This is a genomic window from Mycolicibacter virginiensis, assembly GCF_022374935.2.
Classification (GTDB): Bacteria; Actinomycetota; Actinomycetes; order Mycobacteriales; family Mycobacteriaceae; genus Mycobacterium; species Mycobacterium virginiense.
Genome location: NZ_CP092430.2, coordinates 297,408 through 313,109, shown reverse-complemented (window position 1 = coordinate 313,109; position 15,702 = coordinate 297,408). Strand labels below are relative to the sequence as shown.

The window sequence follows — 15,702 nt, the reverse complement described above, 5'->3', positions numbered from 1 at the left end:
TCGATACGCGTCAGCGCGTCAGGCTCTCGCTGAATTGCGGGTTGACTAGTTGTAGGTAGGTGGGTTCGTCGTTGTCGGCCAGTAGGATTGCGCGTCCTGCGGGTAGGCGTGCGAAGCGTTGGCCGCGGATTTTGCCGCTGTCGGCGGGGTTGCCGGAGAGCATGAGGGTGGTGGCTTGCAGGTCGTTGAGGCGCCGCAGTAGCGGGTTGGTCATCAACGCGTGTGCTGAGCCGGTAGCGCGTGCGGTGACGATGACCCGCAACCCCAGATCGCCTGCTTGTGAGAGCAATTCGATGAGGGTGGTCCACGGCCGTTGCCCGGCATAGGGGCCGGTCAGGGCTGGGGTGTCGGGGATGGCATCGACATCGTCGATGATCAGGTAGTGGGTGTGGCCTTCGTAGCTCCAGGCGGCCAGGTCCGCCGCCGACAATCCTGCGGGGGGCCGCCGGGATCCGATCAACGCTGATAGGCCGAGCATGGCTGGGATGACCCGATCCACGTTCGCGGTGTACTCATTGTCGGCGAACAACGGTTCATCCACGAGGTGCAGGCGCCGATCCAGCACGGTGAACGCCACCTGATCGGCGGTGGAGTGCTCCCGCACGGTGCGGATGATGTGGCGCAGCAAGGTCGTTTTACCGGACTTGGCGTCGCCGAGCACCAGCAGCAGTGGGTTGGTGGTGAAGTCCACTGGCACCGGTGCCAGGTCTTCTTCGCGCACCCCGACCACGACATGATCGACCGCGGGATAGAGCACCCCGACTTCTTCGGGTGCCAGGTTGGTCGGCAACAACCGCACCGGGGGTGCGGCCAATCCGGGATGGCGGGCGTTGATCGCCTCGATCTGCCCCAAATCGGGTGCGGCGATCAGGAAGTGCTCGGCGGCCATCGTCAGACCACGACCGGGCTGATTGGCCGGCACCGCTTCGGCCGGACGGGTCAACGCCCCAGCCACCCGGACGTTGCTGTCGCGGGCATCATGCAGCTTGAGCTCCAGGCGCAAACCGAGACCATCGCGCATGGCCAACGGCACTTCCAGCCAGCTCGGCGTCGTCACCACAACATGGATGCCGTAGGCCAGGCCGACGTTGACCAGTTCGGTGACCTTGGCCAACAGCGGATTGCGGGTGTTGAACGCATCGGTGTTGTCGCGGCTGAAGGCATACAGGTTGTCGATGACCAAAAACACTTCACCGTAGCCGTCGTTGAGCGAACCGATGCTGCCATCACGGAACGCTTCACGCTGCTGACGGGCCGTCAACAACTGCTCGAGTTCGCCGAAGGTGCGGCGGATCTTCTCGGGCTCCAGGCCTGAGGCGACACTGCCCACATGGGCTAGACCGTCGAGGGCCCGCAACTGCCCGCCGCCGTAATCGAGGCAGTAGAACGTGACCTCCCGCGGCGAATGCAGACTCGCCGCCGACAAAATGAACGTCTGCAATGCGGTGGTTTTACCGGACTTGGGGCCACCATGGATGAGCAGGTTCCCCGACGCGGAGCGGGCATCGAAGACCAGCGGATCCCGGCGCATCTCAAAGGGTTTGTCGATCTGACCCAGCGGCCACCGCAACGCCCGCTCGGCGATCCCCGCGGAAGCCAGGGTGGTCGCCAGCGGGATCGGCTCGTCCAGGGGCGGCAACCACAATGCGGGGGCTTGCGGGCCGTAGTTGGCCAACTGATCGCCGATGGTGGCGATCAGCTTGCGCGGTGGACCCGCCACCTCCTCGTCGATCTCACCCACGAGGGTGGTTTCGTGCCCGGCGTCGACCGCGCCGGCGGTGAACAGTTTCGGTTCGGGCAGTGCATGCATCACCACCGCCCGCGATTGCCGTGGCGGGTCATAAATCCCATCGACATAGGTGGAGCGGAATTTGATCGGGGCCGCCCCCGGGGCGGGCACCAAAAAGCCCTCACCTTTGTGTTCTTTGCCCGACTCGATGTGATAGGCGTCCTCGACCCCGATGATCTGGCGAGACACACTCGGCGAAGCGACTTTCAGCCCGATCCGATACGAGGTGTTCTTGTCGATGTCTTTGATCTTGCCGACATCCAACGTCTGCGAGGCAAACAAGATATGGATGCGGAACGAGCGGCCCTTGCGCGCCACATAATCAAACAATTCGGCGTACTCGGGGTGATCGGCCAACATCAACGTGAACTCGTCAGCGACGATGAACAACGTCGGGATCGGCGCCAGATCATGGCCGGCAGCGATCGCGGCCTCATACTCGGTTACCGAGTTAAAGGCACTGCCCTGAACCCGGCGGCCCGCCTCCCGCAGCAACAACTCCCGCCGCGCCACCTCACCACGCAACGTGTCGGCGAACCGATCCGCCAAGGATTTCTTCTCGGCCATGTTCGAGATCACCGCAACGACCTGCGGGAAATGCCGGAAAATGTCCGCGCCGGCCTCGCCCTTGAAGTCGGCGTAGATCACGATCAACCGATCCGCCGAATGCGTGGTCAACAACGACAACAAAATCGCCATCAACGTCTGCGATTTGCCCGAGCCGGTCATCCCGATCATCAACCCGTGCGGACCCATCCCGCCCTCGGCCTCATCCTTGAGATCGAACAACAACGGCTCCCCGGTCGCGGTCACCCCAATGGGCACGCGTAGTTCTTCCTCGCGGGTGCGCGGTGCCCACAACGCCGGCACATCCAAGCGTGAGGCATCCGCAATACCCAACAACGTGGTGAAGGTGGCACCCCGGGTGCCCGCCGACCGCAACCCGGCATGCGTCGGATTGGAATCCCACCGCGACAACCGCCGCGCCACATGCGCCGCCTCCGGGGCCCCCAACGCATCCGCGGCATCGACATAACGCGCCCAGCCGCCCGACTGCCACCGATCAATCGCCACCCCACCGGCAGTGATCCGCAAAATCGGGCGCTCCGGATCGCCATACTGCTCACGGTTCGGCGCCGCCGTCGACCGCACGATGACCGTCACCCCGGCACGCGCAGCCCCCAACACCGAGGCCGCCACATCAAACTCAGGGTCATCAATGATCACCAACACATGCCGACCCGACTCAGCCGGCTCGCCGGTAAACGGCGGGCGGCCCGCGAGCACCGGGGCCAACAAGCCCGCCAGTTCCTCACCACTGGCCGCCAAATAGCGGGCCGGGCCCACCCCATCAACAGCGCCGGCGATATCGGTGTGCGGCAACCACTTCAACCACGACCACGCCGGCGTCTCCAGCTCCGGCGACGCCAACGCCACCCCCAACACCGTCGGGTCATGCCACGTCACCGCTTGGGCCACCCACGCCCGCACCGCCGCCCGCACCTCATCAGCGGCGTGCTCGCCCTCACCGAGCACCGTGACCCGCGACAGCTTCGTCACATCCATACCCACCGGCACATCACGCACCGTGCGCTGGGTATCCAACAAACTGCGCAACGCCGAATGCGAGACCGGCTCCAAATCAATCTCATCAGCGGTATCGGCGACCCGCACCGCACTAGCCAACCCCACCGCATGCCGGCCCGTGCGCACCACCAAAAAATCCTCATCATGCGGATCGCGTTCCCACTGCCGCCGCGACCCCGGCACCGCCACCAAATCCACCGGATCCGGATGCGACCACTGCGCCGCCGCCCGCTGCTTAGCCGCCGAACCGCGAATATTGTCGCGAACCACCGACAAATACCGCAGATAATCCGCCCGCTCGGCATCCACCTCAACCGTGCGGGCCTTCTTATCCCCACCCCGATAAATACCGGCCGCAGCCACCAACAACGCAAACGGGAAGAACAACATCACCGGAGACACCAACCGCATCCCCGTCGCGACCATGGCAATCACCATGCCCACAATCAAAATCACAATCACCACCGGCAACGCCCGCTGCAAAAACGACGCCGGAACCAACCGCGGCAACTCCGGCGGCGGCTCAATCGTGATCGTGCCCCGATCAACAGGCGGCACCGGAAGCCGACGACGGGCCTCAAAAATCAAACGACTCATCGCGACTCTCCAACACTAGAAACGCCACCCAACTCACCAGCAACACGACGCCCCGGACGCGAATCCGGCGCCAACCCGTCATGCGCCAACAACGCATCCGCCCGCGACAACGCAGGACCAACAGCAAACTGCGACAACACCGACCACGGAATCGGCACAGCCGGCTCACTCAAACCCAGTGCGGCAACGGTATCTCCATCACCACCATTGGCGCCGGTCTCGGTGTTGATGCCATACCGCACACCGGTGTCGGAGATCCAAAACAGCGGGCCCGCAGTCGCGTTGGCCGCCGGGTCACTATTGACGCTCTGCGCGAAATAACCCGACCCCGGCGCCAGCGCGACACGTGCCGCGGTGCCACCCACTCCCGCGCCCACCAAATCCAAAGTGCGCACACCCTCACGCAACGGCAACGTCGAACCCGACAACAACGTCAACGAACTCGTCGACGCACCAACAGGCTTACTCCAATGCGCACACGTCACCGGCGCCGACACCGCATCAACCACCTTGACCGGCTGCTCCGGAAAACGCGACACATCCAACTGCCGCGAAACCGGCAACCGCGCAACATCATCAGCACCCAACACCGGCGGCCGATCCAAACCCTGCGAATCACTGTTACGCAACACCGCCGCCAACACCCCAGAAATCGGCTGCAACCCATCCTCCAGCACCGCGTAATAGCGCAGGGTGCCTTGCGTGTCGCCGTCCAGGGAGTGGGCCGCCACAACCGCGCCCACCGGCGCAGCCGTGCGCAGGTCGTATGCCGGCTTGTCACCGGCGCCAGGGATTACCGGCGCAACCAGCGCGGGTGCCTCTGGGATGGCGTTGAACAGTCCGGTGGCGATCGGGCGCGGGGTGGGCACCGCCGAACCCCGCTCGCTGAGGCCCAGGGCTCCGGTGATGGCATGGTCGGCCAGGTCGATCCGGCTGCGCTTGCCGTCCCACAGCAACCACGCACCGGCACCGTTGTCAACCAGCACCGCCTGCTGCGCGTCCAGTGCACCGGCACGGGATCCGTTGTAGGACAACGGGCCGCCGATCACCGTGACCCCGGCGGTCGAGCCGGTCACCGCATCGCAGGCCGTCCAATCGGCGTCATGGGAGGTGCTCTGCACCATGCGTTCCGGGGCTCCCGGGATGCCGATCAGGTTGCCTCGGGCGAACTTATCCAGTGCAGTGCTTTTCACCACGGTCGGGTTGACCGGCCGGCCGGCGATCAGCCGCGCCGAGGTCAGGTTCAGCACGGGGTGCAATTGGTCTCCGACTCGCACATACAGCGCGGAGGTGGAGCGGTCTGCCAGCACCGGGTCGTTGTTGGCCGCACTGTTGGGCCAGATCAGGGTGAAGACGAAGCAGCCGCCGGCGACGGTGGCCAGCACCAGCAGACCCATCAGCACTGCCCGCGCCTGGGAGCGTAGCGGCTCCACGAGCATCCGCGTGTCATGCAGGGCTACGCCGGAGGCGATGCGCCGCATCACGAATCGCCAGCCGCTGACCTGATGCTTGGTGACAAAACCGCGGCGGTATTCGACCCGGTCGGGATTCTCGTTGACCGGCGTCCGTGAGGCGAACGAGCGCCGCTCGTCATCGGACCGGTCGGGCTGAGCCGCGCTCATGCCTTGGGCTCCAGGCCCAGGCCACGCAGCAACGGCGCCACCGAGTTACGAACATCTTCGGTCGTAATGGTCATGAGCTCCTCATCGGTGAACAGCCCGGTGCCGGACTGTTCGGAATGGTCAAGCCGGAATTCGCGCTCCTCCTCGGAGCGTTCGACGAGGTTTCGCACGAACCGGCCGTTGCCGGCGATGTCCAGGCTGCGCCGCGCGACGCCGTTGGCGTCGGGGTGCGACGCCTCGGCCAGCTGACCGAACAGCGACTGCATCTCTTCGAGTGCGGACTGCTCGAAACGGCTGTCGCGCTGCTCGGCCATCTTGTGCGCGATCTCGACCAGCTCCGGCGGCTGGTAAGACGGGAAGTCGATGCTGCGGGTGAAACGCGACCGCAGACCCTCGTTGGTGTCCAGGAACCGGTCCAGGTCGGCCCGGTACCCGGCGACGATCACCACCAGCCGGTCACGGTCGTTCTCCATCCGCGCCAGCAACGTGTCGATGGCCACCAAACCGAAGTCGTTCTTGGCGCCGGTAGCCACCAGGGCGTAGGCCTCATCGAGAAACAGCACGCCGTCAAGGGCACTGTCGATGATGGCGTTGGTCTTGGCCTCGGTCTCACCGATGTGCTGACCGATCAGGTCGGCACGGTGCACCTCTTTGATGTTCTCTTTCTTCAGCAGACCCAGGCCGCAGTAGATCTTGGCCACCACACGGGCGATGGTGGTCTTACCGGTCCCGGGGGGACCCGCGAAGACCAAGTGGTGGGTGCGCTGGCCGACGGCCAGGCCGTGCTGCTTGCGCACCACTTCCATGGCCACCGAGCTCTTGAGTCGCTGCACCTGGTTTTTGACCTCGGACAGCCCGATGAATTCGCCGAGTTCACGCTCAGCTTCGGCCAGCAGTTCGGCCTTGCGCTCGTGGGCCGACGGGTCGACGAATTCCTCGGCGCTCGGCTCAGTACTGGGGTCCCACGGGTCGGTCCGGGCCTCGATCCGGGCCGCGGTGGTCGTGACGATCCCGAAACTGTGGTCCAACAAGGCATGCTGAACCTGCTCGTTCTCCGGGTTGGCGGCATAGAGGTCCTGCAGCACCTCAGCCGCGGATTCCTCATCGTCTTGGGCCCGCAGGATCAGCCCCTTGGCCAGGGCACCGTCGGTGGCCGCGACCGCGATCGGCCCTTCCGGCTCCTCCAGGTACGACAACGCTGGGGCGTACATACCCAGCCGCGCAAGGGCGATACCCAGGGCGATCTTGGCGGCGTGGGTGAACAGCTCGTCGCGATCAGGGTCGTTGACGATCGGAGTCAGCAGCTTGACCATGTCCGACCAGCGGCCGGCGTGGTGGTTCACTGCGATCGCCATCCAGCGAACGTCATTCCAGTCGGGACGCCGCTGGGCGATCTCGGCAACCACCGCGTTCGCCTCGGCACACCGGCCGGCCATCGCCAGTTGCGCGGCGTGGGCGAGGTGGAAGTCGTCGGCTTCGGTGGCGCGCAGTTTCAAGTACAGCCCGGTGTCGTAGTGGAACCCGAGAGCACCCTGCTGAAGGTCCAGGCGCCGCTGCAGGGCGCCGGCACCCGCGGCAGTCTGCGAGATCGCGGCCAGCACCCGCGGCGACTGATCCCCGGCGGCAGCCAGGCCGATCCAGGCGTCGCACTGCTCGTGCGCGACCCGCGTCAGCGCCGCGAAGCCGGTACGCGCCGCCGCCAGGTCGGCAGGACGTTTGCGCTGGTAAACCTCTATGCCGAGGGCTCGGCAGCAGGTGGCGAACCGGCTGAGGGTTTCCTCATCAACGCGCGGTTGTGGGGCGAGCAGAGCCGCATCACCGTTGTTCATGCGTGGCTCGCCCCTTCACTGTTTTTGACTGCACCAACCCGGCTGAAGTTAGCATTGCATAAGCTAACTGTCGAGATCGATCGAGACGATCGGCAGGCGACTTCCATCACTCCCGCAGGCGGCTTTGCAGCCCAAAAACGGGACGCTGGTGCGCCAACGTCGTTCCAACCCATCACCGACTCCTTATTGAAAATCATTTTCGATTGTCCCGCACGCTACCGCATCCCGGGTTCGTCTTCCACAGCGGTTCTCGGCCTCGGCCGCTGACCGCTCCTACCTCTTGACCGCCCACATCAGCGAGTTCCGCAGGATCATCTGACCGGCTCCGGTGTCCGGCGCCGGAACGGGGCGGCCCAACCGACCCAGGCAATCAGCCAGCGGCGTCACCTCCGCGGACCAGCCGCGAGCACCGAACCACTGATCGGCGGGAGCGTGCTGCTCGTTGTAGACCAGCCGATGGAAGTTGCGGGTGTCGTCGCCTGCCTCGACTTCGGCCGCAACCGCGGCTTCATACGCGTCCTGGGACATGGGGGCGCCGTCCTCAACCGCAACGTGGCTGCCCGAAGCGGCAAGGCTATCGATACCGGCGAACAGTTGCTCCTGAGCGACAGCGGGAAGGTAGATCAATAGGCCCTCGGCGATCCATGCCGAGGGCCTGGTCGGATCGAAGCCCGCGTCACGCAGAGCCTGGGGCCAATCCTCACGTAGGTCGACGGCGACCTCACGCCGTTCGGTCGTCGGACGGATGCCGCGCTGCGACAGCACATAACTCTTGAAGCCGAGCACTTGCGGCTGATCCAACTCGAAGATCGTCGTTGCGTCCGGCCAGGACAACCGGAAGGCACGGGAGTCCAGTCCGGCCGCCAAAATCACCACCTGACGTACCCCGGCTTCGACGACGCCGCTGAAGTAGTCGTCGAAGTACCGAGTGCGCGCACCCTGGAAATTGACGAAGTGCTGGCCGAAATCACTGGACAGCAGCTCATGGTCGGGCAGGTTGCCGTCCAGCACGGCCGCCCAGTCCCCGCCGGCAGCCCGGCAGAACAGCTCCGCATACGGGTCGACCGCCGCTGGATCGGGCTTGGCGGCTTCCAGGGCCCGGGCGGTGGCCACGAACAAGGCCGTCGAACCAACGCTGGTGGTGATGTCCCAGCTGTCACCGTCACTACGCATTAGAGGCATTCCACGGACCCTACGCCGGGGTGAGCGCGGCGAACCGGCCTAAGAACGCTGCCGAAACCCGCCGTGACGGGCCAGAGCTTGCGCTCTGTCAGCCCCACTTGGCGGCTTCGGCGGTGTCGCGCGCGTTCATCATCAAGGTGTTGGTCTCATGCGTGGAGGCCATCGCACGATAAGCAAGCACCAACTCCTCCATCGCCTGATTCCACTGCGCCTGCCACGCCTGATACGTCATACCCGTATCGCCCTGCCACGCCGCCGACAACACCGCCTGCTCACTGGCAATGTCGGCACCCACCGCCTGCAACGTCCCCGCATACCCATTCATCTCAGCCGCATGGGCCAACATCGCCGGGTAGTTGTACATAATCTGCGACATCAGTCTGCTCCTTTTCCCTGGCCCGCCAGCTAAACCCCGGTGTAACCAGAAGCCGCAGCCGCGTCAGCCGCCACATACGTCGAACCGGCATCCGCCAGATTCACCTGCGCCATATCCAGCAACGCATTCACCCGCGCCGCCATCGCCACAAACCGCGCATGCGACCCCTGAAACGCCGCAGCCGCCTCACCCACATGAAACGCCTGCGCCGACATCGCCGCCTGCTCCGCCTGCGCCATCGTCGACCGCATCAACGCCGCCTTGGCACCAAACGCCGACTCCGACGCCACCAACTGCGGAATATGCGCATCCAACAAACTCATCCCCGCACTCCTCTCACCTATCGATTAGTCGCAGCCCACGCCGTCTGGGTTCCATGGAGACCGTGACCGCTCGTTGCTCGCATCGTGAGAGCGGCTACAGCACTTCCGGACCAGAACGCCGGGGAGTCAGTCCGTTCAATAACTGAGGATCAACGCTACGGCATTTGCCTCGTTCTACGAACCGTTAATTAGTTCAATAGCCGCGAATGCGGATTAACTTTTATTCGCTCGGTGGGTGTCCGCCCTGGGGTTCCCACGAGGTGGGCAGCATCGGCAGAGTGGGGCCTCCGCCGTATTCGTCTCCGGTCAGGTCCGCCAGCCCGGCGGCGTGCGCCAACCCGGTCTTGCCGAACGTCCCGGTGAAACCCACCGCGCTGGGGCGGGTCCGCCGCGCGAAGCCCGGTTCAGGTCCCGGGTCATCGTCCTCGAGGTATTCGTAGCGGTAGCCGGGGTCGATCAATCTGCCGCGCCGACGGCCGCCATGGCGCGCCGTGGCGGCCACCGGTTCGCCCGCCGCCGCTGCGGCGCCAACCCTGGCGGCCGGCCGGGCCGATTTCACGCCGGCACTGCCGGCAGCGCTCTGCGCTGAGGGAAGCCAGCCGACCAGGTAGCTGTGGAAGGTGCCCTCGGTGCCGATCAAAGGGGGCGCCGCCGGTGGTGGCGGTCCGGCGCCGACGGGGGCAGCGGAGGCAGGCAACGTCGCCGCCGGGGCGGGCGGCGCTGCCGAACCCGGCACCGTCGCGGGGTTCGGCGCCGGTGCGGGCACACCGGCCGGGATGACCGGCGCCACGGCAACAGGTGCCGCCGGTACCGATACCCCCGGGGCGGGGATACCGGCCAGCCCCGCCAATCCGGCCAGGCCGGCCGACGGCCCCACCGCCGCGAGGCTGCCGATCGCCAGGTTCAGCCCGATGCCCGCCAGCAGTGGGGACAGCTGCAGCAGGAATCGCAGGCTGCGCAGTGTCCAGTTGACGGCGCGGTAGGTCTGCCAGGCGACGAAGTAGCTTGTCAGCTGCCACCACTGGGCGGGAGTCAGCACGCCCTGGAAGTTCTGTTGCAGCCAGGCCAGCGCCTTCTCGTTACCGTTGACGAAATTGGACAGGTTCTGCAGGAATTCGGCGGGGCTCCAGTTGGGCTGCCCTTGGCCGGGCACCTGCTGACCGTCGGAGCCGAACAGCATCTGCCAGACCTCTGCCGGTGTCGGCAGGTCAAAGGCCCCGCCACCGCCTCCGCTGTTGCCGCCGTTGCCTCCCCCGCCACCACCGACGCCGCCTCCGGCCGCTGCGACGCCGGCTTGTGTGCTGCCGCTGGTGTGCCCCAAGTTTCGCGCGCTCTCGGTGGTCGCTTGGTAAGCGCTCATGACGGTGGCGGCCTGGGTCCACATCCGGGCGTAGTCGGCCTCGTTGACCGCGATCGGCACGGTGTTGATCCCGAAGAAATTGGTCGCCACCAGCACCGCGTGGGTGGTGTGGTTGGCGGCCAGCTCGGCGAGGGTAGGCATGGCCGCCAGGGCGCTGCTGTACGCCGACGCGATCACCTGGTGCTGGGCGGCGGTCCGGGCGCTGAGCGTGCCGGCCAGTTGCAGCCAGGCCAAATAGGGCAGATGCGCTGCCTCATACGCATCGGCGGTCGGACCGGCCCAGACCTGCTGGGAATCGCCGAGAACGGCGGCGAGATCACTTGCGGCAGCGAGGTACTCACTGCTCAATGTCGCCCAAGCCGTGGACGCCGCAAGCAGCGGCCCCGGCCCCGGCCCGGTGCTCAGCATTGCTGAGTGCACCTCGGGCGGGGCCGCCATCCAGGTGGCGGGGGCCGACATCACCGCACCGCTATTGCCCAAACACCGACGCCGCCATGGTGTCTGCTACCTGGTAGTTGGCCCCAGCTTGCGCGACTCCCACGCCGGCGCGGCCCAGCACCTCTGCGCCGCGCGCAGCGACCGCCTCGTGCTGGCTGCCCTGCAAGCTGAGTTCCGCCGCGGCCTGCAGCGAAACCGGATCGATCGCGGGCGGTACCACCGCGGTGATCAACGGAGCCGCGTTCGCATGCGCTGCCGCCAGTGCAGCGGTGATTGCCTCGACCGCCGCGCTTGTGGCGGCCAAGCCCTCGGGCACAACGTGCAGGACCATGACGGAGCCCCCTTCCGGCCGATATGCCACCAACCATACCTGCGGATAATTACGTTGTTGCAGTCACGATATGCCGAGCTAAGCTCTCAATGATCCCGTAACTGCGGATACACATCAGTGCTTCTTGACCACCGATCGTGGTGCGGTTCGCCAACGACGGCGGCCTTCGCCGTGGTGCACGGGCGGGTCCAGGAGCAGCACCGCGCGCCCATCCAGCAGAACGGGCCGGACCCAGTCGCCCAACTCGATCAGTTCTCCGGGCGCGGGTCGATGGCCGCTGCCGTCACGGGCGTCGTCGATGGGCACGCTGGCCCGGAGTTCTTCGACGGTTGTCTCGGTGGGCAAGTTCCCGAGTCCGGGCAACGTGATGAACAGACCGTCGTTGCCGGACAGTTGTAGACCGACCGCCGCCAAAGCACCCAGGACCCCGTCGTGGGTGCCGCCGTGTCCGGACACGTGCACACCGAGTGCGTCGCCGAGCCGGCGGGCCTGCGCCCGCTGCAGCACCTCCCGTTTGGCCCGCCGACCGAAGTCCACCAGCGGGCCGGTGTCGGCTAGATCCGCCGGAATTGCCACCGCTAGACCGGGATCCGCGGCCGGCGGGCAGACCCGTTCCAGGAATCCGGCCACAAAGCCGATGATCTCGTCGCGCACTGCGTGTGGGTCGGAACCAGGGCTGCGCCAAGCCAGGCACGCGCTGGAGTTGTGCGAGGTGTAGGGGACCCTGTCGTCGACGAGGAGTTGATGCCGGGTGGCGCCGGCCTCGCTGCCCAGGCCGGCATCGGCCAACTCCCGCAACAACGCTCGGGCGCGCCGGCCAGTGCCGGGACTGAACTGGTCATCGGTGTCGTCGATGCCGATCAGCAGATCGACACCGGCAAAGACCGTCACGGGTTGACGATCACGGTGCTGACATCGCGAACCCACCGGTCGCGCTCGAGGTCGACGCCCGCCAGCTTGAGGGTGTCGCGTTTGGTGAAGCTCAACACGACCTGGTCGGTGAGCTCGGCGGCGGTCAGCGTCTGCGCCGGGTCGCGTCCTTCGAACCGAACGCTATGGACCGCCGTGGCGCCGGCCGCGTCCAGAACCGCGCGCACCGCAGGGCCTGCCTGCACGGGGCTTCCGTGGGATTGCGGCGTGGCTATCTCGGTCTGCGGCAGGCCACCCAGTCGGGCCAGGTCGAACTCGTCCAGTATTCGACCGTCCTGCCGGACCACCAGGTGAAACCCGGTCGCCGTGTCCTCGCCGATGTCGGTGTCGGCATTGCACCCTGTCACTCCGATGCCAACGACCAGCGCCGCCAAACCCAGTCCGAACCGGCACCCAACAGATGACCGCATGTGCATGACCGTAAGCATGCATCGATACGTATTCAAGCTGCCTGGGGCCGATCCGGCCCTCAGATGAGGTTGTGCGGTCCGGCCGTCGGGCCTACCTTGAGGCGATGACCGTGCTGCCATGGACCACACCGCGACCGTCCAGCCTGGCTCTGGCCCGCGAGGTAGCGTTCCCGGCCGCCGCTGCTGTGGTGATCACCTTGTCTTCGGACATGCGGATGCCGCTGGGATTGCCCGGGCATCGCGGCTTGGTGTGGCTGACCCTGCTGGTGGCGGTGGCCCTCACCGCACGACGGCCGCAGACGGTGCTCGCGGTGGGTGCGGTGTCCACGGCAGCCACCGTATTGCTGCAGTCCGGTCCCGGCCCCTGGGCCGGGGTTCGCTATCTGGGCGCCGCGGCATTCTTCTACCTGCTGACCACCAGCCCGGCCGTGCGGAGCCGCCGCTGGCTGGTCGCGCTGGCTGCAGCTCCGATACACCTTGTCGCGCTTGCTGTTCCGATTGCGACTGGGCTTATCGGCGGCCACCACGCGGCGGTGATAGGCATCGGCGACAAGGCGCTGTTCCACCTCGGGTTCGGCCTGGTAGCCGGACTCCTCGGCTGGGCGATCGCCGCCGCGATCGACTGGGCGACCCCGGAGACTTCGCGCGGCGCCTAGCCGGAATTACAGCCCGTACCGCTGCCCGGCCCGCCCGGGCCGCCGCCACCGGGGTTGGGGACACATCCGCCACCGCCGCCGCTATGGCTGCCGGGCGTCTTCCCTGTAGTGCCGGTTTCGCCGTTGCTCCCGCTCATGCTGCCCGCTCCGCCTTGGCCACCGACGCCGCCCTGGCCACCGGGGCTATCGGGCCCCCTGATCCCGGCGTAGCCGCCGTTGCCACCGTCACCACCGTTGCCGCCGTTGCCGGACATCAAGGCGGCACTGCCACCCGCGCCACCACGTCCGCCGTTGCCGCCCGCGGTATTGGTGCCTGAGGCGCCGCCGCCCCCGCCACCTCCTCCGCCGCCACCGCCGCCACCGCCGCCGCCGGTTCCGCCGGTTCCGCTGCCACTTACCGCGGCTCCGTCGCCGCCCGTACCGCCGGCACCGCCATCACCGCCGTTGCCGTAGCCCAGGGATGCACCGTTACCGCCGGCGCCACCATTACCGCCGGCGCTCCCGGCCCCAGCAGACACCCCCTGGACGCCCAGCAAGCCGAGGCCGCCGTCGCCGCCGTTGCCGCCGTTGCCGAACCACGAGCCGGCGTTACCGCCCGCGCCGCCGTCACCGCCGGGGACCGCGACGCCGGTGGAATCGCCCCCGGCGCCCCCACTGCCGCCGTTGCCGAACATGCTGCCGCCGTCGCCACCGGCACCACCGGCCGCGCCGGCCGCACCCGCACCGCCATCGCCGCCGTCACCGAACATCCCGGCCGAGCCGCCCGCCCAGCCGACGCCGTCGTTCACGCCGACCTCACCGGCGGCCCCCGCCCCGCCGTTGCCGAACAGGAAACCGCCGTCACCGAGATCACCGAACATGCCCGTGCTGCCCAGCAGCGAGGTATTCGCGTCGGTGAAGTCGTCGAGGCCATTGCCGATCAGGTCCCGCCCGAACAGATACACGAACGGCTGGTTGATCATCTCGGCGATCTGCATGCCGGAGGCGCTGGCGAGCCATTCCTGCAGCGAGTCGTTGATCGACTGCCAGAAGTCGAGCGGGCCAGCCTCGGCACTGCCCAGTCCCAGATCTCCGAAGTCCCCGAACGGGTCGACAGCCGGCCCGCCGTCGACGACATCTGCTATCGGATCGACGAACAGGTCCCACAGGTCGGCATGCGCGGCCGGCGCGAGGCTGATCGGCGCCAATCCGGCGACCAAGAACGCACCGGCCGTCATGCCGGCGCTGATCAGTCGCCTGTTGATCCGGCGACTTCGATCCTGATGGTGACTGGCCATCGGGCACCTCCTCGGGTTTCCGACCAGGGCTTACTCAGTCCGCTCACACTAATCGCTCTATCGATAATGCGACACTAATGACGCATTATCTCCCGTTATTGCGGGAGAAAACCCTGGAATATGACGTGGCTGCGTGTGACGCCAAACCGCTGAATCAGCTGATGATGCGGTCGGCCCGGCTGTAGATGTTCATCGAGTCACCACGAAGAAACGCGACCAATGTCAGCCCGCATTCGCCGGCCAAGTCGACCGCCAACGACGACGGCGCGGAGACGGCGGCCAGTACGGGGACACCGGCCATCACCGCCTTCTGGGTCAGCTCGAACGACGCCCGCCCGCTGACCAGCAGCACGGTCCCCGACAGGGGTATCCGGCGCCGCTCGAGCGCCCAGCCGATCACCTTGTCGACGGCGTTGTGCCGGCCGATGTCCTCGCGCACCACCTGCATGGCGCCGCCGGCGGTGAAGTCGAACAGCGCCGCGGCATGCAGGCCGCCGGTGCTGGCGAAGACGTCTTGCGCGGCGCGTAGCTGATCGGGCATCGCGGTCAGCGCCGCCGCGGAAACCTGTACCGGGTCATCGCCCGGGCGATACCGGCTGGCGAGGCGGACTGCATCCAGTGAGGCCTTGCCGCAGATACCGCAGGAGGAGGTGGCGTAGAAGTTCCGGGAGATGTCCACCGCCGGGGGCGGCACGTCCGGCGCCAGCGTCACATCGAGCACGTTGTAGGTGTTGTCGGCCTCCGACTCGCCGCAGTAACGCGCGCTCACCACATCGTCACGCCCGCCGATGATCCCTTCGGAGAGCAGAAAGCCCTGCGCCAGCTCGACATCCGATCCCGGTGTGCGCATCGTGACGGTGAGCGGCGCGCCGCCCAGCCGGATCTCCAGCGGTTCCTCCACCGCCAGCGTCTCGGGCCGCTGCGTCACATCCCCCGCGACGAGGCGGCTGACCCGCCGACGCTGCGTTATCCGACTCATCGCTCCATCATCGCCG

At 66.8% G+C, this 15,702-nt stretch carries 13 protein-coding genes; 1 reads left to right on the top strand and 12 read right to left on the bottom strand.

All coding sequences use genetic code 11. The features are described from left to right. Nucleotides 1–10: 10 nt before the first annotated feature. The 10 genes from eccCa to MJO54_RS01420 all read right to left on the bottom strand — a co-directional run bounded on the left by eccCa (nucleotide 11) and on the right by MJO54_RS01420 (nucleotide 12,774). Complete coding sequence (gene eccCa, locus MJO54_RS01465) at nucleotides 11–3,973, bottom strand: type VII secretion protein EccCa (protein WP_240175522.1); 3,963 nt, start codon at nucleotides 3,971–3,973, stop codon at nucleotides 11–13. After that, nucleotides 3,970–5,595: a type VII secretion protein EccB gene (gene eccB / locus MJO54_RS01460; RefSeq protein ID WP_046286892.1), complete on the bottom strand. Its 1,626-nt coding sequence runs from the start codon at nucleotides 5,593–5,595 to the stop codon at nucleotides 3,970–3,972. Before eccB ends, eccCa begins: the two co-directional genes overlap by 4 nt. Continuing rightward, nucleotides 5,592–7,424, bottom strand: coding sequence for a type VII secretion AAA-ATPase EccA (gene eccA / locus MJO54_RS01455; protein ID WP_046286893.1), 1,833 nt, complete (start codon nucleotides 7,422–7,424; stop codon nucleotides 5,592–5,594). The genes eccB and eccA overlap by 4 nt, the downstream gene beginning before the upstream one ends. 273 nt (nucleotides 7,425–7,697) lie before the next feature. Beyond that, nucleotides 7,698–8,597 carry a class I SAM-dependent methyltransferase gene (locus MJO54_RS01450; protein WP_105295373.1) on the bottom strand — a complete coding sequence of 300 codons (900 nt, stop codon included), beginning with the start codon at nucleotides 8,595–8,597 and terminating at the stop codon, nucleotides 7,698–7,700. A 97-nt stretch (nucleotides 8,598–8,694) separates the two neighbouring features. Next, complete coding sequence (locus tag MJO54_RS01445; protein WP_240175521.1) at nucleotides 8,695–8,982, bottom strand: WXG100 family type VII secretion target; 288 nt, start codon at nucleotides 8,980–8,982, stop codon at nucleotides 8,695–8,697. A 29-nt stretch (nucleotides 8,983–9,011) separates the two neighbouring features. Further along, the gene (locus MJO54_RS01440; RefSeq protein ID WP_067968459.1) at nucleotides 9,012–9,305 is read right to left on the bottom strand and encodes a type VII secretion protein EsxS; all 294 of its coding nucleotides are present in this window, start codon (nucleotides 9,303–9,305) and stop codon (nucleotides 9,012–9,014) included. A gap of 220 nt (nucleotides 9,306–9,525) precedes the next feature. Continuing rightward, nucleotides 9,526–11,124, bottom strand: a complete 1,599-nt coding sequence (locus tag MJO54_RS01435) for a PPE family protein (protein WP_240175520.1) — start codon at nucleotides 11,122–11,124, stop codon at nucleotides 9,526–9,528. 10 nt (nucleotides 11,125–11,134) lie between these two features. After that, a complete protein-coding gene (locus MJO54_RS01430) occupies nucleotides 11,135–11,434 on the bottom strand; it encodes a PE family protein (RefSeq protein ID WP_046286713.1) in 300 nt (99 codons plus the stop codon). Nucleotides 11,435–11,548: 114 nt separating this feature from the next. Further along, a complete protein-coding gene (locus tag MJO54_RS01425; RefSeq protein ID WP_240175519.1) occupies nucleotides 11,549–12,325 on the bottom strand; it encodes a hypothetical protein in 777 nt (258 codons plus the stop codon). Next, the gene (locus tag MJO54_RS01420) at nucleotides 12,322–12,774 is read right to left on the bottom strand and encodes a hypothetical protein (RefSeq protein ID WP_234783267.1); all 453 of its coding nucleotides are present in this window, start codon (nucleotides 12,772–12,774) and stop codon (nucleotides 12,322–12,324) included. Before MJO54_RS01420 ends, MJO54_RS01425 begins: the two co-directional genes overlap by 4 nt. A gap of 104 nt (nucleotides 12,775–12,878) precedes the next feature. Between MJO54_RS01420 and MJO54_RS01415 the strand changes: the two genes are divergently transcribed. Beyond that, entirely contained in the window at nucleotides 12,879–13,430 is a 552-nt protein-coding gene (locus MJO54_RS01415) for a hypothetical protein (RefSeq protein WP_240175518.1), read from the top strand. Here the strand turns inward: MJO54_RS01415 and MJO54_RS01410 are convergent. After that, nucleotides 13,427–14,707 carry a PE family protein gene (locus MJO54_RS01410; protein WP_259602769.1) on the bottom strand — a complete coding sequence of 427 codons (1,281 nt, stop codon included), beginning with the start codon at nucleotides 14,705–14,707 and terminating at the stop codon, nucleotides 13,427–13,429. The genes MJO54_RS01415 and MJO54_RS01410 overlap by 4 nt on opposite strands. Nucleotides 14,708–14,861: 154 nt before the next feature. Further along, the gene (gene fdhD, locus MJO54_RS01405; protein ID WP_240175517.1) at nucleotides 14,862–15,686 is read right to left on the bottom strand and encodes a formate dehydrogenase accessory sulfurtransferase FdhD; all 825 of its coding nucleotides are present in this window, start codon (nucleotides 15,684–15,686) and stop codon (nucleotides 14,862–14,864) included. Between the last annotated feature and the right edge of the window lie 16 nt (nucleotides 15,687–15,702).

Excerpts from the sequence above, each read along its gene's own strand:
- eccCa (WP_240175522.1), bottom strand. The coding sequence starts at position 3,973 with ATGAGTCGTTTGATTTTTGAGGCCCGTCGTCGGCTTCCGGTGCCGCCT.
- eccB (WP_046286892.1), bottom strand. The coding sequence starts at position 5,595 with ATGAGCGCGGCTCAGCCCGACCGGTCCGATGACGAGCGGCGCTCGTTC.
- eccA (WP_046286893.1), bottom strand. The coding sequence starts at position 7,424 with ATGAACAACGGTGATGCGGCTCTGCTCGCCCCACAACCGCGCGTTGAT.
- MJO54_RS01450 (WP_105295373.1), bottom strand. The coding sequence starts at position 8,597 with ATGCGTAGTGACGGTGACAGCTGGGACATCACCACCAGCGTTGGTTCG.
- MJO54_RS01445 (WP_240175521.1), bottom strand. The coding sequence starts at position 8,982 with ATGTCGCAGATTATGTACAACTACCCGGCGATGTTGGCCCATGCGGCT.
- MJO54_RS01440 (WP_067968459.1), bottom strand. The coding sequence starts at position 9,305 with ATGAGTTTGTTGGATGCGCATATTCCGCAGTTGGTGGCGTCGGAGTCG.
- MJO54_RS01435 (WP_240175520.1), bottom strand. The coding sequence starts at position 11,124 with ATGTCGGCCCCCGCCACCTGGATGGCGGCCCCGCCCGAGGTGCACTCA.
- MJO54_RS01430 (WP_046286713.1), bottom strand. The coding sequence starts at position 11,434 with ATGGTCCTGCACGTTGTGCCCGAGGGCTTGGCCGCCACAAGCGCGGCG.
- MJO54_RS01420 (WP_234783267.1), bottom strand. The coding sequence starts at position 12,774 with ATGCGGTCATCTGTTGGGTGCCGGTTCGGACTGGGTTTGGCGGCGCTG.
- MJO54_RS01415 (WP_240175518.1), top strand. The coding sequence starts at position 12,879 with ATGACCGTGCTGCCATGGACCACACCGCGACCGTCCAGCCTGGCTCTG.
- MJO54_RS01410 (WP_259602769.1), bottom strand. The coding sequence starts at position 14,707 with ATGGCCAGTCACCATCAGGATCGAAGTCGCCGGATCAACAGGCGACTG.
- fdhD (WP_240175517.1), bottom strand. The coding sequence starts at position 15,686 with ATGAGTCGGATAACGCAGCGTCGGCGGGTCAGCCGCCTCGTCGCGGGG.